Origin of the sequence: Bacteroides sp. AR29 (assembly GCF_900217715.1) — a bacterium.
In the GTDB taxonomy this organism is placed as follows: Bacteria; Bacteroidota; Bacteroidia; order Bacteroidales; family Bacteroidaceae; genus Bacteroides; species Bacteroides uniformis.
On sequence record NZ_OBMS01000028.1, the window covers coordinates 17665 to 43280 of the forward strand.

Genomic DNA, 25616 nt, shown 5'->3' on the forward strand with positions numbered 1-25616 from the left:
TAATTGATAATTGATAGTTGATAATTGACAAAGGTAGGATTTATCCGGTAAAATGATGCGATAACTCCCGCTTTTTATGACATTTTTTTGCCGCACACTATTTCTTTTAATTTCTCTTTGCATAAATGCCGCCCTGCAAGTTCACGGATTTCTTGTGGAGTAACCTCCTTGACAGCATCCAGTGCTTCGGCAAAGTAGGTATCCTGCAAGCCCGATACCTGCACAAAAATCCAGGCATCTGCCAACGAGAATGCAGATTCATAACTACGGCACATGTCTCCCAACATATAGTTCTTCACCATGGAAAGCTCTCCATCGGAAGCCAGCTCGTTCTGAAGGCGGTCTATTTCATGATAAACCTCACCGATAAGAGGCTCCACAAATTCGTTGGCGGCTTCGGCACTGACCGCCAACACTCCCTGCCCCGGATAGGGCATGATGGCTGCGGAGATACCGTATGTGTATCCTTTATCTTCCCGGATATTGGACATCAGGCGACTGCCAAAATAACCCCCGAACAGTGTGACCAGTACGCGGGCCTTCAAGTAGTCCGGATGATTACGGTCCAGGGAAAGCATGCCCATACGGACGGCACTTTGCAGGGCGTCCGGACGTTCGATGAAGATACGTTTTCCGGAGGTGGTAACCGGATGGAATTCAGTCTTCTCCGGTTTGCGGAAATCCGTACCGAAAGCCTCGCAGCCAAACAAGGACTCTATCCTGTGGATGCAATCACCGGTTACCTTACCCGAGAGATAGATGCTGCAATTATTGGAATGATAGTAACGGTCATAAAACTCGCGTAGCACCGCAGGAGTGATGCGCCGATAATCCTCTTCCTGCACCAGACGTCCACCGGGATGCTGCCCGCCGTACAGAGCCTTCACCAATCCGCGGTGCGCCAGAAAGTCCACCTTGGAAGAGTTGACAAGAAACTGCTGGATATTGTTGTCTACAATCACTCCCAGCTCTTTCTCAGGAAATACCGACTCTTTGACGATAGACTCCAATATGTCAAGCGTTTGGGGAAGGTATTTATTCAGAGAATAAAGGGTGACATAGGCATACTCGGATGCACTGGACAATTCCAGCCAGGCTCCGTAATAGTCCAGCTTTTCCGCTATCTGGGCGGCATCGTAGCGTCGGGTTCCCTCGCGAAGCATGCGGTTCGTAAACAACGCCTGCAAGGGCTGTTTCTGTTGCCATCGGCCGCCTGCCATGAGGAGATCGATACGTGTCACTTCATTGTCACCGGCATTGAGCACACTCAATGGCACGCCATTAGGCAACTTGATACGTTCCGGCCTTTGCACCACCAGTTGTTCCGGTTCAAGAATCCGGGGTTGGTCACTTCGGTTCAGCATGGGCTTTCTAGTTTACAGCCCATGGCTTTTAAGAAATTCTTCTGCCCGTTCCAAATCTTGAGGAGTATCTATGCCGATAGTTTCTACATCCGTGATACCTGCTTTGATAGTGTATCCGTTTTCCAACCAACGAAGCTGTTCCAATGATTCGGCAATCTCGAGGGATGACTGCGGAAGGGCGGTTATCTCTTTCAGTACCTCTACGCGATAGGCATAAAGGCCGATATGCTTATAATACGTATGGTTCTCCAGCCAGTCTTCCTTCGCCGCATTGCGCTGGTAGGGAATGATGGAACGGCTAAAATAGAGGGCATTCCTGTTTTTGTTGAGCACAACCTTCGGAGAGTTCACATTTTCCAGTGCCTCAAAACCATTATCTACCGTAAAGGGTTTCACCAGAGTGGCTATCTGGGTGGCCGGATCGTCGAAACATGCTTTGACGGCTTGTAACTGCGAAGGCTGGATGAAAGGCTCATCCCCCTGGATATTCACCACGACATCAAACTGTCCTCCTATTTTTGTACAAGCTTCCTGACAGCGGTCGGTGCCGCTTTTATGTTCGGTGGAAGTCATTACCACCTTTCCTCCGAATGCTTTTACTGCGGCTTCAATACGCTCATCGTCCGTAGCCACGTATGCATCGTCCAAGATTCCTGCCACTTGCTCGTATACTCGCTGTATCACGGTTTTTCCACCTAACACCGCCAATGGTTTGGCTGGAAAACGCGTAGATGCGTAACGGGCAGGTATGATTCCTAAAAATTTCATTTTCAATCTTCGTTTTTTAAAATGAGAGTGTGTCCGAAAGTGTTCATATACTATCGACCCATCTCCTTATATTCTTTATTAATTATAACAGTTGTTTCAATCCTCGCAGGATATAATCACGTTTCAAATCTTTTGGCTTATAGACAGTCCCGTCACAAGACAACAAGTCTATATCCAGCCGTACAATTTCCTGCTCCTTCTCCTCGGGCTTCCTTCCGGCTTCCCGTTCGATGGCTTTCAGGCAGGCGGTGACTTCCTCTACCGGATTATCGGAAGCAAAGCATGCCACCTGATTGGAGAACAGATTCGGACGGTGAAAGAACAAAGGTACCGTCTCCTCCTCTTCCGAGAAACGTATTCCCGAAAAAAGTTCCGTCAAGCGTCTGCGAGCCAGTTCCATGTTCTCCCTCCGCTGCTCGTTGCTCCCAATACTAATCGTATAATCCATTTTTTTAAGGTGAAAGGGGAAAAGGTGAAAATTGAAAGTTTACCTTTCCACTTTCAATTTTCACCTTTCAACTAATTAAACAGTTCGTCGAGTCCCTCTATCGGTTCTTCTATATGGGTGTCTCCTTCCAGATTCACATCATCCTTGCACGGGTCATAGCCTTCGGGCAACTGGAATGTTTCATTTTCATCATATCCCAGAGATTTGTCACCGAGCACTTTCACCATGTATTTGGTCCAGATAGGCAATGCCATGGAAGCACCTTGTCCGTGAAGCATCGTATCGAAGTGGATGTCGCGGTCCTCACCGCCCACCCAGCAACCGGACACAAGCGAAGGCGTGAAGCCCATAAACCAGCCGTCGGCATTGTAGTTCGTCGTTCCGGTCTTGCCGCCCATGTCGGCTTTCACACCTAGACGGCGCACACGGCCTCCGGTACCTTCGTTGACAACGGCACGCAGCATGACCAGCATCTTGTAAGCGCTGGATACACTGATGACTTCCTGCATTTCGGGAGCAAAGGTCGCCAGCACGTTTCCATCATTGTCCTCGATGCGGGTCACGAACAGCGGAGCTACCCGGATACCCTTGTTGGGGAATGCGGTATAGGCACTTACCATCTCGCCGACGGAAATCTCGCACGGGCCCAGACAGAGTGAAACGGAAGGTACTATATCACGGTTGCGGACACCGAAAGTATGTATAAGACGTTTCAGATTATAGGGGTTCAGCTTGCTCATGAGATAGGCCGTAATCCAGTTGTCCGAGTTTGCCAGCCCCCACTTCACGGTCACCATGTCACCAATCAGCTTTTTGTTGGCATTACGCGGCGTCCACGGTTTTCCGTTTTCATCAATCAGCGTGTATTCCACGTGGCGCACTTCGTCGCAGGGAGAAAAACCGTTCTCCATAGCCAATGTATAAAGGAAAGGCTTGATGGTAGAACCTACCTGGCGGCGTCCCACCATGGCCATATCGTACTGGAAGTAATGGTAGTTCGGTCCGCCTACGTATGCCTTGACATGTCCGCTGCGCGGGTCCATGGACATGAAACCGGCACGAAGGAAGAACTTGTAGTAACGGATGGAATCCATCGGGGTCATAATGGTGTCTTTCTCCCCTTCCCAACTGAATACGGACATCTCCTCCGGGGTATCGAAGGCTTTCTTTATTTCAGCTTCGGTGGCTCCGGCTTTCTTCATAATGCGGTAGCGGTCGGACAACCTCATGGCACGTCCCAGAATCTCGTCCACCTGCTCCTGGGTCAGACGGAAGGTGTAGGGAGCTTTCTTGGCCCCTTTCTTTTCCTTGAAGAAGTAACCTTGCAGTTCCTTCAGATGCTCTGTCACGGCATCCTCGGCATACTGCTGCATACGCGAGTCGAGCGTGGTATAGATTTTCAGCCCGTCGGTGTAGAGGTTGTATTTGGTACCGTCTTTCTTGGTGTTCTTTTCGCACCATCCAAAGAGCGGGTTGTTCTCCCAGTCGAGTGAATCCTCGTAGTATTTCTGCATCTGCCAACCGCGGTAGTTGGCCTTGTCGGGCTTCTTGGCGGTGAGCACGCCGCGCAGGTATTCGCGGAAATAAGTGGCCAACCCTTCCTTGTGGTCCACACGGTTGTACTTCAGTTTCAGAGGCAACGCCTGGAGGGAGTCGCGCTCGGCTTCCGTAATATATCCCGCTTTCCGCATCTGGTCGAGCACCACATTGCGCCGTCCGCGGGAACGTTCATTGTAGCGCACCGGATTATAGAGAGACGGATTCTTGCACATGCCCACCAACGTAGCCGCTTCCTCAATCTTCAAATCTTTCGGTTCGCAACCGAAGTAGGTAAAGGCAGCAGTCTTGATGCCTACCGCATTGTTCAGGAAATCGAACTTGTTGAGATACATGGTGAGGATTTCCTCTTTTGTATAGTAACGTTCCAGCTTTACGGCAATCACCCATTCGATAGGCTTCTGGAACAGACGTTCCATCACATTGTCGGCACTGGGGGAATAAAGCTGCTTGGAAAGCTGCTGGGTGATGGTACTGCCACCGCCGGCATTCTTCTGCATCAGGATACCGCGCTTCACTATGGCACGCGTCAGGGCGTAGGCATCAATGCCCGAATGTTCGGCAAAACGTACATCTTCCGTAGCTATCAAGGCGTTGATGATATTGGGCGACAAATCATTGTATCCCACAAACACGCGATTTTCCTTACTATAGGAATAAGTACCCAACACTTTTCCGTCCTCGGAAAAGACTTCTGTGGCAAATTTGTAATTCGGATTTTCCAGGTCTTCCACCGGAGGCATATAGCCTATCCAGCCCTTGGCTATGGAAAAGAATATAAAGACACACACCAGCGAAATCAGTGCGATGAAAATCCATAGGATTTTGACGACTTTCCTTATCATGTTTCAGTTGCTAAAATCAAAGTTCAATAATAGGGCAAAGGTACGGAAATATATTGGATGTGCCTATGCTTTTTATATCTTTTTCAGGATAAGATTTCCGGCATCCACAAAAAAAACGCCCGTTTATTTTAATGGAAACTCTCAGTGAAATGCAAAACGATTGCAAAACAATTAGAAAACTTGAAGAAAAAATCGGAAAGGAAAAATACATCGTAATGAGCTATAATACAGATTGGAACAATAAAAACTTGCCCTCGCGCGCGTAAGAGGAGATTAAGATAATAAGAGAAGAGAAAAAAACGACGTTGTCGTTAAAAAGAACGACGGCGACGGCGTAAAGAGATACCACACTTCACTGTCCGGAATGCCACACTTCGACAAGGCAAACGCCGCACTTGACTAAGGCAAATGCCACACTTGAACATTCGCGAAATGCGGCATTTACTTTGTCGAAGTGTGGCATTCCGGATGATGAAGTGTGGCATTCCGGACAACAAGCCACACGGTTAAAAAAACAGCCCATATTTCGCAAAAAACTTCCCCGCATATTTCCGTAGCCCGCATATTTTCCGTAACTTTACACTCTCGAAAAGTATAAATGAATTCAACGATATGGAAAACAGAAGTTTAGTCACCATTGCCGAGCATAGCCGGGAAAAAATCCTCTATATGCTTGAGATGGCGAAAGAGTTTGAAGCCCATCCCAACCGGCATATATTGGACGGGAAAGTAGTTGCCACCTTATTTTTCGAGCCTTCCACCCGTACACGCCTCAGTTTCGAGACTGCCGCCAACCGGCTTGGAGCACGTGTCATCGGGTTCAGTGACCCCAAAGCCACCAGCTCATCCAAGGGCGAGACGCTGAAAGACACCATCAAGATGGTGAGCAACTATGCCGACATCATCGTGATGCGCCACCACCTCGAAGGGGCCGCACGCTATGCCAGTGAAGTCACCACCGTGCCTATTGTGAATGCCGGAGACGGTGCCAACCAGCATCCCTCACAAACCATGCTCGACCTCTACTCCATCTACAAGACGCAAGGCACGCTGGAGAATCTGAATATCTTCCTGGTCGGCGACTTGAAGTATGGCCGTACCGTCCACTCCCTGCTGATGGCCATGCGCCACTTCAACCCCACTTTCCACTTCATCGCTCCCGACGAGTTGCGGATGCCCGAAGAATACAAAATTTACTGCCGCGAGCACAACATCAAGTACGTGGAACATACGGACTTTACGGAAGAAATCATTGCTGATGCCGACATCCTCTACATGACCCGTGTGCAGCGCGAGCGCTTCACCGACCTTATGGAGTACGAGCGGGTGAAGAATGTCTACATCCTGCGCAACAAGATGCTGGAACATACCCGTCCCAACCTGCGCATCCTGCATCCGTTGCCCCGTGTCAACGAAATAGCCTATGATGTGGACGACAATCCCAAGGCATACTATTTCCAGCAGGCACAAAACGGACTGTATGCCCGTGAAGCTATTCTGTGCGATGTACTGGGCATCACGCTGGATGAGGTGAAAAAGAGTAAAGGAGTAATTCAGTAGAATCGTCTAATAACAAATATTTCAAGATGTTAAGCGAAAAGAAACAAGAATTGCAGGTTGCTGCTCTGGAAAACGGCACTGTAATAGACCATATACCCTCCGAGAGACTGTTTACCGTAGTCTCCCTGCTCGGACTGGAACACATGAGCAACAATATCACTATCGGCTTCAACCTCAAGAGCAAGAAGCTGGGCACGAAAGGTATCATCAAGATTGCCGACAAGTTCTTCTGCGACGAAGAGATAAACCGTATCGCCGTGGTGGCTCCCAATGTAAAACTGAACATTATCCGCGACTACGAAGTGGTGGAGAAACGCGAAGTCCGCCTGCCCGAAGAGCTGCGCGGAATCGTGAAATGCGCCAACCCGAAGTGCATCACGAACAATGAGCCTATGCCTACGTTGTTTCATGTCGTGGATAAGGACAATTGCGTCATCAAATGCCACTACTGCGAAAAGGAGCAGACCAGAGAAGATATTGAGATTATATGAAAGAAGACTGGAAACCCGGAACAATGATTTATCCGCTGCCCGCCGTACTGGTGAGCTGCGGAAGCACTCCGGAGGAATATAACATTCTGACTATCGCATGGACGGGGACGATTTGTACGAACCCGCCCATGTGCTACATCTCCGTACGCCCCGAACGCCACTCCTACGACATCATCAAGCGGAATATGGAATTCGTCATCAACCTCACCACGAAAGATATGGCACGGGCCACGGACTGGTGTGGCGTACGCTCCGGAAAGGACTACAACAAATTCGAGGAAATGCATCTGACACCGGGGAAAAGCACCGTAGTCAGCGCGCCTCTCATTGAGGAATCACCGCTTTGCATAGAATGCCGGGTAAAGGAGATTATGGCTCTCGGTTCGCACGACATGTTTATAGCGGATGTGGTAAATGTACGTGCCGATACCCGTAATCTGAACCCTGAAACCGGCAAACTGGAACTGGCGGAAACGAATCCGCTGGTCTATGTGCACGGTGGATATTATGAGCTGGGAGAAAAGATAGGCAAATTCGGATGGTCAGTAGAGAAAAAGAAGTAATAATGCGATAAAGGTTTTAAGAGATGGAGTTGCGACGAATCTTGATGGGCTTATATCTGTTGGCCTTCCCCGCCATGATGTGGGGACAGACTCCGGTTGTGCCCGGTACTGCCGACGAAGAGCATTCCGGACACCGCAAGGAAACTCCGGTCAATTTCGGTTTCAAAGGCGGTTTCACCTCTTCCTTGTTCCTTGTATCCCAGTTCAGCGTCAACGGAGTGCCCATCGACGAAGTGCAGAACAATTACAAGATAGGATATTTCGGCTCCCTTTTCATGCGGATAAACTTCGATCGCCACTTCCTGCAACCGGAAATATCCTACAACATCAACCGGTGCAACATCACCTTCGAGAAACCTCTGCCCGAAGACGCCGCATCAGGAGCCCGGCTGGAGGAAGCCTCCATTACATCGTCCATCCACAGTATAGACATCCCCGTCATCTACGGATACAACTTCATCAAGGAGGGGCCGTACAGCCTTGCCGTCTTTGGAGGACCCAAAGTGCGCTATATATGGGACAGGAAAAGTGACATCGACTTCGAGAATTTCGACCAGGTGAATATCCGTGAAAGGCTGCGTCCGCTCAATCTCAGTTTCACCGTCGGCGTATCCGTCACCATCTCACGCGTCTTTTTCGACTTCCGTTACGACATGGGGCTGCATAACATCTCCAAAAGCGTGACATACGATATTCCGGCCGACAACAACGCTGCAGACGAAAACACGAAAAACGAAATCCGTTTTCACCGCAGGGACAATGTGCTGAGTTTTTCTTTCGGAGTGTTCTTTTGACAGTAAATTTCTTCCTTTTCTTTCAATTTATTCATTTATTTCCCGTAAATTTGTGCGCTTAATAAGAGAACACAGATTTATCAAACTTATCTAATAAGCAGAATGAAAAGAGATGATTTAATTTTCGAACTTATCGAAAAAGAACACCAACGTCAGCTCAAAGGCATTGAACTGATTGCATCAGAGAACTTTGTAAGTGACCAGGTTATGCAGGCAATGGGCTCCTGCCTCACCAACAAGTATGCTGAAGGATACCCCGGCAAGCGTTACTATGGTGGTTGTGAGGTAGTGGACCAGAGTGAGCAGATTGCCATCGACCGCTTGAAACAGATTTTCGGCGCAGAATGGGCCAACGTACAGCCGCACTCCGGTGCACAAGCCAATGCAGCCGTATTCCTCGCCGTGCTCAATCCGGGCGACAAATTCATGGGACTGAACCTTGCACACGGCGGTCACCTCTCCCATGGTTCACTGGTCAACACTTCCGGTATTATCTATACTCCCTGCGAATACAATCTGAACCAGGAAACCGGACGTGTGGACTATGACCAGATGGAAGAAGTTGCCCTGCGCGAGAAACCCAAAATGATTATCGGCGGCGGTTCTGCTTATTCCCGCGAATGGGACTACAAGCGCATGCGCGAAATCGCGGACAAGATAGGTGCCATCCTAATGATTGACATGGCTCATCCTGCCGGACTGATTGCAGCCGGTGAACTGGATAACCCCGTGAAATATGCCCACATCGTGACCTCCACTACCCACAAGACTCTGCGTGGTCCTCGCGGTGGCGTTATCATGATGGGTAAGGACTTCCCCAACCCCTGGGGCAAGAAAACTCCGAAGGGAGAAATCAAGATGATGTCCCAGTTGCTGGATTCAGCCGTATTCCCCGGTATCCAAGGTGGTCCGCTAGAACATGTCATCGCAGCCAAAGCCGTTGCCTTCGGCGAAATCCTGCAACCGGAATGGAAAGAATATGCCAAGCAGGTGAAGAAAAACGCCGCTGTCCTGGCACAAGCCTTGATAGACCGTGGCTTCACCATCGTTTCCGGCGGTACGGACAACCACTCCATGCTGGTAGACCTGCGCAGCAAATATCCCGATTTGACCGGTAAGGTTGCCGAGAAGGCGTTGGTATCTGCCGACATCACCGTAAACAAGAACATGGTTCCGTTTGACAGCCGCTCGGCTTTCCAGACTTCCGGCATCCGTCTGGGTACTCCTGCCATCACAACCCGTGGTGCCAAGGAAGACCTGATGCTCGAAATTGCCGAGATGATTGAAACCGTTCTGTCCAACGTAGACAACGAACAAGTCATCGCAGAGGTACGTGCACACGTCAATGCGAAGATGAAAGAATACCCGCTGTTTGCTTATTAATAAGCAAACAGAATTAAAAATTAAGAATTAAAAATTAAAGGCTGCGCAATGTTCGCTTTGAACTGCGCAGCCTTTAATTTTTAATTCTAAACGCGCTCCGCGCGTTTAGCTCAGCCCTTCTATATTTCCGTCCACAATATCAATGTGTTCGGCTTGTGGTTTCTTGGGTAATCCCGGCATACGGAGAATTTCACCGGCGATGGCTACAATCATTTCCGCACCGTTATTGACCACAATATCCTTGATGTGGAACTCAAAGTTGTTGACTGCACCGTATATCTTCGGGTCGGCAGAGAAGGAGTACTGCGTCTTGGCGATACAGACGGGGTAATGGCTGATACCCATCTGCTCTATCAGTTTGATAACCTTGCGGGAGTGGAGACTGTAAGTCACTACGCTTGCCCCGTAGAGGTTGCAGGCTACCTTTTCTATTTTACGTTCCACGCAATCGCTCTCTTCGTAGGTGAAGGTCAGCGGTTCGGATGGTTTGTTCTCGATAGTATCTACTACCAGATTGGCAAGGTCAACGGCTCCCTCTCCTCCTTTGGCAAAGGCGTTGTTCACGGCAAAACCTACCTCAAGCTTTTCTTCGCAATGGCGGCGGATAGCTTCCACCTCCTCGTCCGTATCACTGGCAAAACGGTTGAATGCCACGATGACCTGCTGGCCGAATGAACGCAAATTGCGTACATGTTTGTCCAGATTGCCGAAGCCCTCTTTCAGTCCTTCCATATTGGGTTCCTTGATGCGGTCCAGACTGACACCGCCATGCATCTTCAGTCCTTGTGCGGTAGCAACGATTATCGTCAGCTTGGGCTGTAGGCCGCTCTTGCGGCACTTGATGTTGTAGAACTTCTCCGCACCCAGGTCAGCTCCGAAACCGGCTTCCGTCACTACATAATCGCCGAATGTCATGGCCATTTTTGTGGCAAGAATGGAGTTGCAACCATGGGCAATATTTGCGAACGGTCCTCCATGAACAAAAGCAGCAGAGCCTTCGGTAGTCTGTACCAAGTTGGGGTTGATAGCATCTTTCAACAGTACGGTAATGGCACCGGCTACTCCTAACTCCTTCACTGTGAAAGGAGTACCATCGAAACGGAATCCCAGAATAATATTTTCAATACGGCGACGGAGGTCGTCGAGGTCTGTTGCCAGACAGAGAATAGCCATAATTTCGGAAGCCGGGGTAATATCGAAGCCCGACTCCTCAGTAATGCCGTTGGTGCTCGGTCCCAATCCGGTGACAATGCTCCGCAAGGAACGGTCATTCACATCAAGTACGCGCCGCCAGATGATTTCTTTCAGTCCGAAGCCGTCTGCCTGATGCTGGTACAAGTAATTGTCGAGCAAAGCGGAAATCATGTTGTGTGCGGAGGTAATGGCGTGAAAGTCGCCCGTAAAGTGCAGGTTTATCTTCTCCATGGGAAGCACCTGGGCATATCCTCCACCGGCAGCACCGCCTTTCATGCCGAAGCAAGGACCCAGCGAGGGTTCGCGTAAAGCCACAATCGCTTTCTTGCCAATCTTGTTCAGCCCCAATGCCAGCCCGATGGACACGGTTGTTTTACCGATACCCGCTTTCGTAGCCGTGATAGCCGTCACCAGTATCAGATTGCTCTTCTTCACTTTCTCTTCATCAATCAGATGCGTAGGAATCTTGGCTATGTAACGGCCATAGTTCTCTACTTCGTCACGCGGGATATCCACACTTTCAGCCACCTGCTTTATCTTCTTCAGCTCTATGCTGCGGGCTATTTCAATGTCCGATTTCATACAGAGTCTTTTCTTTAAATAACAACTTTAATGTTTTGAAAGTTGCAAAAGTACGAAAGATGTGGCAAAGTACAAAAGAATACCGTATTTTCACCTGACCACCTGCATCTTCTATCTATTTGAACCGCGACGTATCCACTGCCTCCCGTTGCTTCTCCTTATATCCACCGAATTTATAGGTGAACGATACGCCGAATTCGCGGAAGCATGAGTAATGATTCGTCACATTCTGCGTCTTGAAACGGATGCGGGGAGAAATCTGTCCCGTCTCAAAAATATCGTTGCAATAGAGGTTGAGAATGGCTTTGTTCTTGGCGAAGCCGTAGCGCAGGGCAATATTCACATTGCCCGACGTAGGCAGGTCGTAGATGCCCTGAATGGCTTTACTATGCACAAATCCGGTCACCGTCAGCTTCAAGTCGGGTTTGGTGGAGAGAGTAAAAGTATTGTTCATCTGGGCAATGCCATAGCATTGCTTTCTATCGAAAGGAATATCCCAGAAATCACCATCCTTTTCGCGATGCCACAAGCCGATGAGGGTAAGACGAGAATTCAACCAATTCTTCACCTTAAACGGTATAGAGGCTTGTATACCTGCTTGTTGCTGATAATCAAAATTGAGTGTCTTGTAGATTTCAACCAGACGTTCGGAAGATTGGTAGAGCGTCTGTACGGAGTAGTCCTTGGTATGGTTGAACCAAGCGCTGAAGATGTATTTGCTCTTCAAAATATAGGTCATTTTAAGCTCATACTCTTGCGCCGGTTTCAGCAACGGATTACCATGCAGTTCAGAGTATCCGCCACCGATGTAAGAGACGGCATCCTGCACCGCCCAGTAGTCGGGATAGTCCTTGTCGCTGCTCAGAGAGAGCTGAAGGATATGTCCCGGTGACGGCATATAGTTCAAGTTGACGATGGGATACCAGTCCCACTGGTTCCAGACGGGAGTCTTGTAATGCTCCACAGCCAGGGAAGCGTCCAAAGCGAGTTTGTCGCCGAAACTCTTGCTGAAACCTGCATAGATATTCCAGGTCTGTTCGCGGCGGCGGGACTTCATATTGCTTAAGGCATCTGAGGAGGTCAGTTGTTCGCCGGTTTCGGGGTCGTAATAATATTGGTAGCTGTTGTCGATGCTGGTAGTATAGATGGCTCCGTAATTCAAATCCCAACCTTTTCCCAGACTGTGCTCCTGGGCCAGAAAGAATTTCCATCGGTTGATGCGTTGGCAATCTTCGGTGTAGAAGTCAAGTTCCTCATCCTGCATGCGGCTATGCAGCAACTGGTCGGACGGGGAACGGTAGTAGGTCAGTTCGGCACCGGCTTTGAGGCCGAAAGGGGTACGATAGTCCAGACGGCCGTTGTGCAGCCAGTCGGTGCTATTGCCATGAGTTGTGGACACCTGCGTGCCCGTCACGCCCGTCCAGTTGTGGGAGGTGGAATAGCCACCGTTATAGACGAAACTCAGCTGATGGTCCTTGGCGATGTTATAGTCCGCCCCTACCCTGAAATTATGGGTATGGCTGCGGCCACGGCCCACCTCATATGTTGTCATGGGGTGAACCGAGCCGTCTGCCAGGGTGTGCACAGCCTCTTTGTCGGTAGTAGAGTAGCCCCGGCCATGGCTGTGCGAGTAAAGAAAATCTGCTGAGAATTTATTTTTGCTGAAGAGCAGGCTGGCGCGTTCCTCAAAGCCTTCGTTATGCTTCTGGCGATACTTGGCATAGAGTTCGCCTTGCCAGGAGTCTGGGCCGCCTGCCGATTGTTTCAAGGTGATATTGATCAGTGCGCCACGCACCTGGTAGCGTGCAGGGGCGTTGTACATCACTTCCGCCTTCTCTATGCGGCTGGCAGGGATGCTGCGCAGCAAGGAATAGAGCTGCTCGGTGCTGAGGGTGGTTACTTTGCCGTCCAGGATAACGGTGACTCCCTGGCCTGCCAACTGCAGCCCGCCATTCATCTCGATGACGCCGGGAAGCTCTTTCACGGCATCGTAGGCATTGTCTACGGGGAGGTTCCGGATAAGGCGGGGCAGGTCGTACACCAGCTTGCCTTGCGCTGCCTTTACGATGGGGCGTTCGCCGGTAATCATCACTTCCGGCAAGGTCTGATAAAGACTGTCCAGACGGGCATCGGTCGTGATAAGGCTGTCGGCGCTGAGGATGCGGTTGTCGTCTGCACCGGAGGTGGTTGCAGTGCCGTTGTTCTCTTGTGCCGAAAGACTGATGCTCAAAGCACAGCATACAATAGGGAGTAAATAGAATCGTTTCATGTTCTTCTTTTTATTTATGTTTATATTCTTCTTCTGCAAATCTTCGTCTGCAAAGTACGGCAGAATCAGCAGAAACTTGTGTTATCAGCGGCTTACCAAGTGTTATCCAGTGTTATCGGGAGTGTTATTTAGTCTTATCGGATGATAGGGTTCACAATATTAATCTTACCTTTGTATGTATAAAAGTAACCGGAAACAAACATGAAACTGCCATTCAAATATATTGCCATACTTGTCATCGTCTCCCTGGCCGGCATCTTCGCCTACCAAGCCTACTGGCTGACGGGGCTCTACCATACCATGCACAGTGAAATGGAAAGGGACATCACCGAAGCCATGCGCATGAGCGACTATAACGAAATGATGATACGCGTGGATAAAATGAAGCAGGACGACATAAACCACGGTGAAGTCAGCGTATCAGCCGGATACAGCGATGACGGAAAATCATTTGTCCGTAGCAGTACCACCATCTCCCGTGAAGATTCTTTGGACAACACCACCCTGCACGAAACCTTCATGCCCAAAGGAGACAGTGTTTACGTGACCCACCCGAACGATTCAACCCGCGTGGAAGTCAGTGTCAGGAAGAACGTTCCTTTGCTCACCAAAGAGGACAGTGTGCTTTTCATCGACCAGCATAGAGAAACGGATAAAGTCCGTTGGATGTCTGCCGATTCTGCCCGAGAGCGTCTGGAAGAAGCAGTCAAGGACTCAGACAGCTCTCCCCAATCCGCATTGAGTGCCAAAGGGGGACTGGATGTGATTTTGCGCGACCAAAACAGTATGCTGGAACTCGCCACCTACCTCCAGCGCGGACTGCATTCGGGACTGGACATCATTTCCGACCCCGACGTAGTGCTTTATGACAGCCTGCTGACTTCATTCCTGCATGACCGTAACATCAATCTTCCCCATAGGCTGCTACATCTTCACAAAGGCAGCAAATGGGACTCTACCATTCTCTATATAGATACATTGGTAAACATCGGTACCCCCGGCTATGTGCCTACCTCAAAAGCCGTGGAATATAATTATTCTTTCGACATCAATACAAATCAAAGCTACCGTCTCATCATGGAACCGGCCGGCATGTTGGTCTTGCGACAGATGTCGGGCATTCTCACCACATCATTCGTTATTCTGATCGTACTCGCTTTCTCCTTCTGGTTCCTGATACGCACCATCCTGAAACAGAAGACACTGGAAGAGATGAAGAGCGATTTCACCAACAACATCACCCACGAACTGAAAACCCCCATCGCCGTAGCATATGCCGCCAACGACGCTCTGCTCAACTTCAACCAAGCGGAGGAAAAGGCCAAACGCGACAAATACCTGCGTATCTGCCAGGAACAGCTTCAGCGCCTCAGTGGACTGGTTGAACAGATACTTTCCATGAGTATGGAACGCCGCAGGACTTTCCGCCTGCACCCGGAGGAGTTTGCAATACGTGATATTCTGGAAACGCTCATCGAACAACACAAGCTGAAAGCGGAAAGCTCCGTCCACATATCGGTGGACATCGAACCGGAAGATTTGAGCGTACTTGCCGACCGTACGCATTTCAGCAACATCATCAGCAACCTGATAGACAACGCCATCAAATATTCGCACGGAGAAGCCGAAGTGGCCATCCATTGCCGCAAGGTAACCGTCGAAGGGCAGAATGAACAGACCGAAATCTCCGTCAGCGACCACGGTATCGGTATTGCTCCCGAGAAGCAGAAGCACATCTTCGACAAATTCTACCGCGTACCCACGGGTAATCTGCACGATGTGAAAGGCTATGGGCTGGGATTGTTCTATGTGAAGACCATGATAGAGAAGCATGGTGGCAGCGTATCGGTAAAGAGTGAGTTGGGAAAAGGAAGTACCTTTACGATAAGGATATGATAACATTATTTGTTAGGGTACTTTACATTACTTGTTAAGGAGCTTTACATTACTTGTAACAAAAGCGACAATTATGGAAAAGATAACTGTACTTCTGGTTGAGGACGAACAGACCCTCGCCATGATTATCAAGGACACATTGGAAGGACAGAACTTCATCATCCACACCGCAGCAGACGGTGAAGAGGGATTGCGCAAGTTCTTCGACCTCCGTCCCGACGTGCTGGTGGCAGACGTGATGATGCCCCGCATGGACGGCTTTGAAATGGTGCGCCGCATCCGGCAGACCGACAAACAGACCCCGGTACTGTTCCTTACCGCCCGCTCCACCATCAACGATGTGGTGGAAGGGTTTGAGCTGGGTGCCAACGACTACCTGAAAAAGCCTTTCGGAATGCAGGAACTCATTATCCGCATAAAGGCCCTGGTAGGCAAAGCTTTCTCCTTTACAGAGGAAAAGCCCAAAGAAACTACCGTTTTTGAAATCGGTGACTACCGTTTCAATTCCGTCACTCAACGACTTGCTTTTGCAGGCAGCACCCCGACTTCACCTAACGCGGATACGGAAGTGGAACTCTCCCACCGCGAGTCCGAGATACTGAAACGTCTTTGCGAGAACCGTAACCAGGTGGTCAACACCCAGAATGTATTGCTCGACCTCTGGGGAGACGACAGCTTCTTCAACTCCCGCAGCCTGCATGTGTTCATCACCAAACTGCGGCATAAACTGGCCGGAGACGAGCGCATCCGTATCGTCAATGTGCGGGGAATAGGATATAAACTAATAGTGAACTAAACTAAAACTAAACTACTATTTATGAGAAAGTTATTATTCATTACTTTTATCTGTTCCTCACTCTGCGCCTATGCACAGAGCGAGATTCCGGAAGACACAATAAAGAACCGGCCTCCCGTAAAGAAAGAGCAGATTCCCTTTTCTCCAAAAGAGAACAAGCGTACGGGCCTTGATGAAAGCCAGCCCCAACAAAGTCTGCAGGGCGAACAGCAGGAAGAGATAAATCTCCATCTCCCTCCCTCCGACAATGTGGAGCCCCTGCCCTGGACGGACATGAAGAAGATACACTTTCAGAAAAACATCTTTGAATGGGACTTCCAGCGTTTCGCCGATTTCCTGCTCTCGCCGGAAGTCGTACTGACGATGTACGGCAGCCATAACACCTATCCTGCAATGGGCTCCATCATGCAGGCTGGCGCAGGAGTTACTTATTACAGTCCCGACGGACATTGGGAATTGAGCGGAGGGGTATATGCCGCCCATTATTCCATCTCCCAACCTTCATCCATTACCGGTGCCCAGTATGCCAAAAGGGATGCCCCCCGAGGTACTCAATGGGACATAGGCTACAATGCCTCCGTATCCTACCGCATCAATCCCTACATGCGTCTACATGCCTTCGGCCAGTATTCGGGCTACGGGAGAAGTAACTCCTTTCATGGATATATGAACCCGATGTATCCGCAAAGCGGTTATGGCATGGTACTGGAACTGAAAGTGACGGACTGGCTCGACCTCAACGGAGGCCTGGAACGGAGCTACGACCCCACCAAAATGAAATGGGTGACTTCGCCCGTCTTCGCCCCTACCATTCGTATAAAGAAATAGAAATAATACAAAGATATTTCCGGAAATAGAGGGAAACGAGTATCTTTGTTCAGTCTGCCCCTATGCGGCAGACAGCAACTGAAATTGTGAACAAAGAACTATGAAACGAATCTTCTTCTGCATCATCATTTTACTTGCAGGCATATCGTCCGTCAGCGCACAGAGTGGGATGCCTGCCGATACGGTACGTACCGCTGTACGTGGCGAAGCGTCTCCCGAAGGCATGTCTCCGTCTGAAAAGGAGCTTCTGCCGGACGTGAAGAATTACGACGGCTTCCTGCTGGATATGGGGCTGATGAATCTGTCCACCCCCACTCTTCCCAAATTCACTTTGGAGATACCGGATGCCAGCAAAGACTATAGCCGCATCTTCCAGTTGAACCCGAACGTGACTTATTCACAAGGTCTTTCGAACATATTCTCACTCAGCAACTCCCGGTATTTCAGTTCGAATCCCTTCGGACTGACGGGCTTCTGGGGCTCTACTGACAACCTGCAAATGGGAAGTTTCACTTTGAAGAACGGCATGCGCATCCATACGTACGGCGAATATGACAAGGACGGCTGGAAAGTGCCCAACCCTTCCGCACTGCCTTGGGAAAAGAACAATTTCAAAGGGGCGTTCGAGCTGAAATCAGCCAACGGATCCTTTGGCATACGCATCGAGGTACAGCAGGGCAGACACGTGCCCTATTGATGCCCATCACTTAACAACAGAATCAATGACAAGAAAGAAAATACTGGTGATAGGCGCCAACGGTTTTACCGGCAGACGCATCCTGGATGATTTGTCCCACAACGTGTTTTATCAGACAACGGGCTGTTCCCTGCACGACGACATCTGTCCCCATTCGGGCAACTATCGCTTTATCCGCACGGATATATGCAACCGCCAGGCGGTGGAAAAACTTTTCCAGGAAGTACAGCCGGATGTTGTAATCAATACCTCCGCCCTCTCCGTCCCCGATTATTGCGAAACGCACCATGCAGAAGCGGATGCCGTCAACATTACTGCCGTGGAGCATCTGGCAGAATGCTGTGAGGCGGGAGGCAGCCGTTTTATCCATCTTTCCACCGACTTCGTTTTCGGTGGTGATACGGACCGACCCTATACGGAGGAGGATATTCCCGCTCCCGTTAATTATTACGGCTACACCAAACTGGAAGGTGAGAAACGTATCGCTGCCGTTTGCAGGGATTATGCCATCGTGCGCGTAGTGGTGGTGTACGGTGCCGCCCTGCCCGGACAGCATGGAAATGTGCTCCAACTGGTGGCAAACAGATTAAGGAACAATGAGGAAGTGTTCGTCGTATCCGACCAATGGCGTACGCCCACCTTCGTGGGAGACGTGTCGCAAGGAGTGGAGAAGCTAATAAGTCATCCGCAAAACGGTATCTATCATCTCTGTGGCAGCGAGTGCCTGACCATTGCAGACATCGCTTATCGGGTAGCGGACGTATTGGGGCTGAATCGCTCGCTCATCCGTCCCGTCACTACGAAGGAGATGAATGAAAAGACGCCACGTCCCCGTTTCAGCGGGCTGAGTATAGAAAAGGCAAGCCGGGAACTGGGGTATCAGCCGCGCACGCTGGAAGAAGGAATAAAGCAGATGTTCGGATGGTAAATGATGCAGTCGGATGGTAAATGATGCAGGTTGAGGATGGCAGCAGATTCGACTACAGCAACTCCGGCTCTGCCAGTCCTTTCTCTTTGCGATACACACGTACCATCTCCAGAATCACATCTCCATATTTCTCCGCCCCTTTCTTTCCGAAATACGGAATGCGTACAAGCATAGCCTTATCCGAAGGGAGCAGATTGCTGATACCCAGAATTGCCTTCTGCTGAATGACGGTGTATACGGGCAACCCCAACGCGGAAGCTTCTGCATTGCGCCATGCCACCAAGCGGTTGTAAAGTTCCGGATGCAACACATCCGTGGGTACTTCAACAGCCGCAGCATCGCGTTTCCGCTCACGCGGACGTTTCTCTTTATCAGCCTGCTTACTGCTTCCCTGCCCTTCTTTGGCAGCGGCACTTCTCCCTTTGCCTTTACCCTTCTGCAAAGCCGAATCATCAATGGAAAGCAGTGCTTTCTGCTTCAAGTATTCTGCCACATGGAAACCATTCTCCAGCACATAATCCAGCAAATCAGTCTTCAAGTCAAACATTTCCTCCAGCTCCTCCATGGCATCCCGGAGCTTCTTCTTCAACTCTTTATTATCAGAAGTTACCGCACTCGCCATCACCGCATCCAGCGGTTGCAACTGCTCTTGAAAATAAGTGGCGGCAGCGTGTATGCGCCCCTGCAAAGTCGGGTCGGCTGCATAGTCCTGCGCAGTATCAATCAGGCGGGTATACTGGATACCGAACTTCTGGGCCACTTTCGTCACTTTGTCGTGAAAACGTTCCACTTCCTCCTTGCAGGCTGCGAGTTGCTTGGGAAAGAGCTTGTACAAGTGTTCGTCTATCAGCCGCACATACCGCCGCAAAGCCTGCTCCATGGGCTGGAAATCGAACAGGCCCGACAGCAGTTCCAGGAAATAGGTCTGCTGCAAGGAACGGAAGCGTTTCTCGTCCGGCTCGTTTCTCCGTGCCTCCATCGTGAAGGTATCTACTGCATGGTCACTGATAACGGCCTTTGCAGAAAGCGGGGCACTGAGCACCACTCCCTCCAATGTCTTGCAGCGGCTCAGAGCCACATAGGTCTGCCCATGCGCAAAGGAGGCACTGGCATCAATCACGGCACGTTCAAACGTCAGTCCCTGGCTTTTGTGAATGGTAATCGCCCACGCCAGCTTCAGCGGATATTGCCGGAATGTTCCTTCAATATCTTCTGTAATCTCCTTGGTTTCCTCATCAAGCACGTATTTGGCATTCGTCCACTCTTCCTCTTGAAGTAAGAAGGTAGCGTCGCTTCCCTTACTGCGCACTTCAATTCCATCTGCCGACACGGCTGTCACCTCTCCAATCATGCCATTGTAGTAACGGTGCTCACCGGAGATGTCGTTCTTCACAAACATTACCTGGGCACCGCGTTTCAGTTCCAGTACTTCATCCGTGGGATAGGAATATTCGGGAAACTTTCCGTCAATCTTGGCACGAAAGGCATACGAGCGTCCCGGAAGTTGTTCCAGCTCATGGTCATTAATCCGTTGGGCCTGATAATTGTGGGTCACCAGGCGGATGTATCCTTCTTCTTTATCTGGTACGAAATTGGGAATATACCGGCGGTTCAAGGCTTCCAGCACTTGCCCGTCACAACGGTTTTCGCGAATGCGGTTCAGTAATTCAAGAAAAGTCCCATCGTTCTGCCGATAGACTTTCTTTAGTTCTATGGTGCAATATTCCGTCTGCTTCAAGGCCTGGCTGGAGAAGAAATAAGGCGTGTCATAGTATTTGCACAGCATCTGCCACTCATCGTCTTTCACTACGGGAGACAGCTGCTGTAAGTCGCCAATCATCAGCAGTTGCACGCCGCCAAAGGGTTTGTTCCGGTCGCGGAACCGCCTCAAGACGGCATCCACCGAATCGAGCAAGTCGGCACGGACCATACTGATTTCATCGATGACCAATAAATCTATGCTGCGTATAATGTTGATTTTCTCTTTCCCGTAACGAAAACGGTAGGTTGCCTTGCCATCTGCGCTGAATGAGCTTTCGGGCACATAAGGAGCGAAAGGTACTTGGAAAAAGGAGTGGATGGTGACACCGCCTGCATTGATAGCGGCAATTCCCGTCGGTGCAAGTACAATCATCCGTTTCGGACTCTCTGCCCTCAGTTTTCGCAGGAAAGTTGTCTTACCGGTACCTGCCTTGCCGGTCAAAAAAAGATGAGTGCCTGTGTTTTCAATGAATTGCCATGCAAGCGCTATTTCGGGATTATTCTCCATTGATATGTTTATTATTCAACCAATCCGCTCTCTCTCAGAATGATACGGATTTCATCAGTAGCCATATATGATAATAGGACAAAGATAACGCTTATTTCGTTATCCTTGTCCTATTATTCCATTTATTTGTACCCATCCTGAGAAAGCCCTTTACGGGGCAATCCGGACTATTTCAAGCTACCGCCGATAATATCGAGCAGCTCATTCGTAATGGCCTGCTGACGGCTCTTGTTATACTGTTTCGTCAAATCTTGAATCAACTCGTTGGCATTATCTGTCGCCGTCTGCATGGCTAGCATACGGGCAGCATGTTCCGAAGTATTGGAATCGAGAAGCACGGTAAATATCTTCTGACTCAACACTTTTGGCAGAAGTTCCGCTATCAGTTCGCCGACGGAAGGTTCCACAATGTAATCATTATTAAAACTGCGGGCATCCTCCGGTACATCTTCTGCCGCCTCCTGCGCTACTTGCGTCAGGTCAATGGGCAGATAATTCTCGCGGAGCAGCACCTGCGAACCCATCGATTTGAAGTGATGGTAAATCAGCTCCACATGGTCAATCTGCTTTTCCACAAACTCATGCATCAACTTCTCTGCCAGCTCATACGCTTCAACGTACGAAGGCTTGTCTGCCATCACCTGGTAGCTGCCTTGCGGCACATATCCCATTTTCTTGACGGCTTCCTCCATCTTTCTCCCAACGGGATATATCAGAATATTCTCCTTGCCCAGCGACTGGTAATCTTCCAAAGCCCGTTCCAGCATCTTCGCCACATTCGAGTTGAATGCACCGCACAAGGAACTATTGGACGAAAACGCCACAACCGCTACTCTCGTCACGGGTCTTTTCTCGGTATAGGGCGACTCGAAGGAAGCATCCGTACGCAGAAAGTTCGTCAGAATCTCATTCAGCTTCCGTTGATAAGGCAGCATATTCTCAATCCGCCCCTGCGCCTTATGCAGTTTGGCAGATGCCACCATCTTCATAGCCGATGTTATCTGGCGTGTACTCTTGACGGAGCTTATTCTATTTTTTACCTCTTTCAGTGAAGACATATATCTATTTACGATTTAATTATTTACGATTTACGATTGAAGTTACTTTTGCTTGCAGCCGATTTACCACTTACCATATAGAGTAGCCCCAATCGTAAATCGTAAATCGTCCAATCGTAAATTACATGAATTGCCTTGCAACCGCCTCTGCTGTCTCCTCAATCTTCTTGCAGACATCGTCATTGATGGCACCCGTCTTTAAAACGTCGAGTACCTCCATGCGATAGTTCATCTCAAGAGACTCAAGGAAGTTGCGTTCAAACTCGCTGACCTTGTCCAAAGGAACATTCCTCAACAAGCCGTGCGTGCCGCAATAAAGAATGGCAATCTGCTTTTCTACCGGCATCGGGCTGTATTGGGGCTGTACCAGCAGGCGTGTATTCTTCTGTCCCTTGTCGATGGTCAATGCCGTCACGGGGTCCATATCGCCACTGAACTTGGTAAACGCTTCCAGCTCCCGGTACTGTGCCTGGTCAATCTTTAATGTACCTGCCACCTTCTTCATAGCCTTGACTTGGGCATTACCACCCACACGGCTCACAGAGATACCCACGTCAATGGCCGGACGGTTACCCTGGTTGAAGAGGTTCGTATCAAGGAATATCTGCCCGTCAGTGATTGAAATCACATTCGTTGGGATATAGGCGGACACGTCTCCTGCCTGAGTTTCGATAATGGGCAATGCAGTCAGCGAACCGCCACCTTTCACCTTGCCTTTCAGACTGTCCGGCAGGTCGTTCATCTCGCGTGCCACTTCCTCCTGGCTGATAATCTTCGCCGCACGTTCCAACAAACGGGAGTGCAGATAGAAGATATCACCCGGATAGGCCTCACGTCCTGATGGACGGCGCAGAATCAGAGACACTTCACGATAGGCCACCGCCTGCTTGGACAAGTCGTCATAGACCACCAGCGCATGACGGCCGGTATCACGGAAATACTCTCCGATGGCAGCCCCTGCAAAGGGAGCGTAATACTGCAATGCAGCCGGGTCGCCCGCCGTAGCAGCCACCACAATGGTATAGTCCATCGCACCGTACTGGTGCAGGGTATTCACGATAGAGGCAACGGTAGAACCTTTCTGACCAATGGCTACATAAATACAATACACCGGATCACCAGCTTCAAAATTGGCACGCTGGTTGATGATGGTATCGATGGCAATGGCCGTCTTACCGGTCTGGCGGTCACCGATAATCAGTTCACGCTGTCCGCGGCCAATAGGTATCATGGCATCCACAGCCTTCAGACCGGTCTGTAGCGGCTGATTCACCGGCTGACGGAAGATAACTCCCGGCGCCTTGCGTTCCAGCGGCATTTCATAAAGTTCTCCGCCTATCAGTCCTTTGCCATCGAGCGGCGCACCCAGAGGGTCTATTACACGGCCCAGCATACCCTCTCCCACCATGATGGAAGCAATACGCTTGGTACGCTTTACAATGAAGCCTTCCTTGATTTTATCCGTAGGGCCAAGCAACACAGCACCCACATTATCCTCTTCGAGGTTCATCACAATGGCCTTGATGCCGTTGTCGAACTCCAACAACTCGTTGGCTTCGGCATTGCGCAACCCATAGATACGGGCTACACCGTCACTGACTTGCAGTACCGTGCCAATCTCGTCCAACTGTACGCGGGTGTCAATCCCTTCCAGTTGCTTGCGGAGAATATCGGAGACTTCGCTTACTTTTATATTTTCAGACAACATCTTAGTATTTACTATTTTACAATTTACTATTTACTATTTGAAAGAACCCGAATCATATACTGTTTGACCTCTACAACTTACGCATCACAAGACTATTAAATAAGTAAATTGTAAATTGTCAAATCGTAAATCACACGATTCTTCTATTCTTATCAATGAACTGCTGTTTCACTTTCTTAAGCTGCGTAGCAATACTGGCATCCAGACGGAAGTCGTTGATGTCGAAGATAAAACCACCTTCAATGGAGGGATCCACTTCAGTCTGCAGCTCCATGCTGGCATGCAGCAGGGAGGAAGCACTGTCATGGATGCGCTCCCGCACTTCCTGACTGACGGGAACGGCTGTTATCAGCTTTCCTACACCGATATGCTTGTCTTTCCGGTACAAATCCAGAAAACTCAGGCAGATGTACTGGAGAAAGTTTTCCCGCCGGTTCTTCAACACCAGGGTCATGAAACGCGCAAACTCACGGCTCGCAGGAGCATCCCCCACAGCAGCGGTACAGATAAGTGTTAACTTCTCACGTATCGTCAGGATGGGGTTTTCCAATGCCATGCGCAAATCGGGATGTTTCCTGAAGCTACGGTCGAGCATACAAAACTCCTTGTACAGAGTATCTTCTGCCCCCATGCTCTTGGCATATTCCATCAATGCTTTCGCATAACGCATCGAAACGATTCCTATATCCATTTCTTTGAGAATTAATTGTTTTTACTTGCGGCCAGCACTTCATCCAACATCCGGTCTATCATCTCCATCTGCTCATGTTTCTCGTCCAGATTCTTGCGGATAATTTTCTCGGCTATATCTACGGACAAGACTGCCACCTGGCGGCGAATATCGCGGATGGCCTCTTCCTTCTCTTGCTGTATCTGCTTTTTAACTTCGTCCAGCTCCTTCTGCGCGGCGGCTTCCGCCTGCTTGCGTGCTTCGACGATAATCTTGTCACGCTCATGCATCGCCTCCCGCAGAATACGTCCTTGTTCTTTGTTGGCAGCAGCAATCAACGCTTCACTCTCCTCTTTCAGTTTGGAGAGCTGGGCATTTGCTTCGCGTGCCACTTCCAAAGACTGGTCGATGTAGGTCTTGCGACCTTCCACCATCTTGGTGATAACGGGAAAACCGTACTTGGCAAGCACCACAAACACCACACCGAATGAAAGGAGCATCCAGAACAGCAGACCACTATCGGGTAATAACAATGACATAATTTTATTTACTATTTGACAATTTACGATTTACAATTTGGCTGCGCGGTGATGCTGCACGGACAAATTGTAAATGGTAAATGGTAGATTGTACATTATAAAAAGAATACCAATAAACACACAACTACTGCCAACAAAGCAACACCTTCAATCAAGGCAGCGGCAATAATCATGTTCATACGGATATCTCCGGATGCTTCCGGCTGGCGGGCAATGGCCTCCATAGCAGAACCGCCGATTTTACCAATACCTACACCAGCACCAATAACAGCCAAACCAGCACCAATGGCTGCACCCAGTTTACTAACTCCCACACCTGCCGCAGCAGCTTGCAATAATACAGATAGTAACATAACTTTCAGTTTTTAAATGGTTATTTTTATTAATATTTATATTCCCAATAATCGTA

The 25616-nt window shown here is 49.6% G+C and carries 22 protein-coding genes; 10 read left to right on the forward strand and 12 right to left on the reverse strand.

What is annotated here, in order from left to right; genetic code table 11:
- Nucleotides 1–74: 74 nt before the first annotated feature.
- From CSD97_RS16305 to CSD97_RS16320, 4 genes are all read right to left on the reverse strand, one after another.
- On the reverse strand, nt 75–1364 hold the full coding sequence (locus CSD97_RS16305) for a pitrilysin family protein (protein WP_098032727.1): 1290 nt from the start codon (nt 1362–1364) through the stop codon (nt 75–77).
- A 12-nt stretch (nt 1365–1376) separates the two neighbouring features.
- The gene (gene kdsB / locus CSD97_RS16310; protein WP_005829071.1) at nt 1377–2132 is read right to left on the reverse strand and encodes a 3-deoxy-manno-octulosonate cytidylyltransferase; all 756 of its coding nucleotides are present in this window, start codon (nt 2130–2132) and stop codon (nt 1377–1379) included.
- A gap of 82 nt (nt 2133–2214) precedes the next feature.
- Nucleotides 2215–2580 (reverse strand): 2-amino-4-hydroxy-6-hydroxymethyldihydropteridine diphosphokinase, encoded by a 366-nt coding sequence (locus CSD97_RS16315; RefSeq protein WP_005829072.1) that lies wholly within the window; start codon nt 2578–2580, stop codon nt 2215–2217.
- 71 nt (nt 2581–2651) lie between these two features.
- Nucleotides 2652–4982, reverse strand: coding sequence for a transglycosylase domain-containing protein (locus tag CSD97_RS16320; RefSeq protein WP_057255865.1), 2331 nt, complete (start codon nt 4980–4982; stop codon nt 2652–2654).
- Between the two features lie 612 nt (nt 4983–5594).
- On the opposite strand from CSD97_RS16320, the gene pyrB reads away from it, so the two are divergent.
- The 5 genes from pyrB (at nt 5595) to glyA (ending at nt 9773) form a co-directional block, all read left to right on the forward strand.
- Nucleotides 5595–6542, forward strand: coding sequence for an aspartate carbamoyltransferase (pyrB, locus tag CSD97_RS16325; protein ID WP_005829081.1), 948 nt, complete (start codon nt 5595–5597; stop codon nt 6540–6542).
- Nucleotides 6543–6568: 26 nt separating this feature from the next.
- Nucleotides 6569–7033 carry an aspartate carbamoyltransferase regulatory subunit gene (gene pyrI / locus CSD97_RS16330; protein WP_005829083.1) on the forward strand — a complete coding sequence of 155 codons (465 nt, stop codon included), beginning with the start codon at nt 6569–6571 and terminating at the stop codon, nt 7031–7033.
- Complete coding sequence (locus CSD97_RS16335; RefSeq protein WP_005829084.1) at nt 7030–7596, forward strand: flavin reductase family protein; 567 nt, start codon at nt 7030–7032, stop codon at nt 7594–7596. The genes pyrI and CSD97_RS16335 overlap by 4 nt, the downstream gene beginning before the upstream one ends.
- A gap of 23 nt (nt 7597–7619) precedes the next feature.
- Nucleotides 7620–8390 (forward strand): porin family protein, encoded by a 771-nt coding sequence (locus CSD97_RS16340; protein ID WP_008663573.1) that lies wholly within the window; start codon nt 7620–7622, stop codon nt 8388–8390.
- Between the two features lie 102 nt (nt 8391–8492).
- Nucleotides 8493–9773 carry a serine hydroxymethyltransferase gene (gene glyA / locus CSD97_RS16345; RefSeq protein WP_009038485.1) on the forward strand — a complete coding sequence of 427 codons (1281 nt, stop codon included), beginning with the start codon at nt 8493–8495 and terminating at the stop codon, nt 9771–9773.
- 105 nt (nt 9774–9878) lie between these two features.
- Here glyA and CSD97_RS16350 read toward each other — a convergent pair whose 3' ends face one another.
- Entirely contained in the window at nt 9879–11549 is a 1671-nt protein-coding gene (locus CSD97_RS16350; protein WP_005829089.1) for a formate--tetrahydrofolate ligase, read from the reverse strand.
- A gap of 115 nt (nt 11550–11664) precedes the next feature.
- Nucleotides 11665–13818: an outer membrane beta-barrel family protein gene (locus CSD97_RS16355; protein ID WP_005837004.1), complete on the reverse strand. Its 2154-nt coding sequence runs from the start codon at nt 13816–13818 to the stop codon at nt 11665–11667.
- A gap of 201 nt (nt 13819–14019) precedes the next feature.
- Here CSD97_RS16355 and CSD97_RS16360 point away from each other — a divergent pair, with 201 nt between their 5' ends.
- From CSD97_RS16360 to CSD97_RS16380, 5 genes are all read left to right on the forward strand, one after another.
- On the forward strand, nt 14020–15714 hold the full coding sequence (locus CSD97_RS16360) for a HAMP domain-containing sensor histidine kinase (RefSeq protein WP_022400752.1): 1695 nt from the start codon (nt 14020–14022) through the stop codon (nt 15712–15714).
- A gap of 73 nt (nt 15715–15787) precedes the next feature.
- A complete protein-coding gene (locus CSD97_RS16365) occupies nt 15788–16510 on the forward strand; it encodes a response regulator transcription factor (RefSeq protein ID WP_022400751.1) in 723 nt (240 codons plus the stop codon).
- Nucleotides 16511–16531: 21 nt separating this feature from the next.
- Entirely contained in the window at nt 16532–17338 is an 807-nt protein-coding gene (locus tag CSD97_RS16370; RefSeq protein ID WP_098032728.1) for a hypothetical protein, read from the forward strand.
- Nucleotides 17339–17438: 100 nt separating this feature from the next.
- A complete protein-coding gene (locus CSD97_RS16375) occupies nt 17439–18035 on the forward strand; it encodes a hypothetical protein (RefSeq protein WP_022400749.1) in 597 nt (198 codons plus the stop codon).
- Between the two features lie 25 nt (nt 18036–18060).
- Complete coding sequence (locus CSD97_RS16380) at nt 18061–18963, forward strand: SDR family oxidoreductase (RefSeq protein ID WP_098032729.1); 903 nt, start codon at nt 18061–18063, stop codon at nt 18961–18963.
- Nucleotides 18964–19015: 52 nt separating this feature from the next.
- Here the strand turns inward: CSD97_RS16380 and CSD97_RS16385 are convergent, their stop codons facing one another.
- The 6 genes from CSD97_RS16385 to atpE all read right to left on the reverse strand — a co-directional run bounded on the left by CSD97_RS16385 (nt 19016) and on the right by atpE (nt 25560).
- A complete protein-coding gene (locus CSD97_RS16385) occupies nt 19016–21232 on the reverse strand; it encodes an AAA family ATPase (protein WP_098032730.1) in 2217 nt (738 codons plus the stop codon).
- A 167-nt stretch (nt 21233–21399) separates the two neighbouring features.
- Nucleotides 21400–22290: a F0F1 ATP synthase subunit gamma gene (locus CSD97_RS16390; RefSeq protein ID WP_044467776.1), complete on the reverse strand. Its 891-nt coding sequence runs from the start codon at nt 22288–22290 to the stop codon at nt 21400–21402.
- A 121-nt stretch (nt 22291–22411) separates the two neighbouring features.
- Complete coding sequence (gene atpA, locus CSD97_RS16395; RefSeq protein WP_087332616.1) at nt 22412–23995, reverse strand: F0F1 ATP synthase subunit alpha; 1584 nt, start codon at nt 23993–23995, stop codon at nt 22412–22414.
- A gap of 133 nt (nt 23996–24128) precedes the next feature.
- A complete protein-coding gene (locus CSD97_RS16400) occupies nt 24129–24689 on the reverse strand; it encodes a F0F1 ATP synthase subunit delta (protein ID WP_098032731.1) in 561 nt (186 codons plus the stop codon).
- A gap of 11 nt (nt 24690–24700) precedes the next feature.
- Entirely contained in the window at nt 24701–25207 is a 507-nt protein-coding gene (gene atpF, locus CSD97_RS16405) for a F0F1 ATP synthase subunit B (protein ID WP_005836994.1), read from the reverse strand.
- Between the two features lie 95 nt (nt 25208–25302).
- A complete protein-coding gene (gene atpE, locus CSD97_RS16410; RefSeq protein WP_005829122.1) occupies nt 25303–25560 on the reverse strand; it encodes an ATP synthase F0 subunit C in 258 nt (85 codons plus the stop codon).
- Nucleotides 25561–25616: the final 56 nt, after the last annotated feature.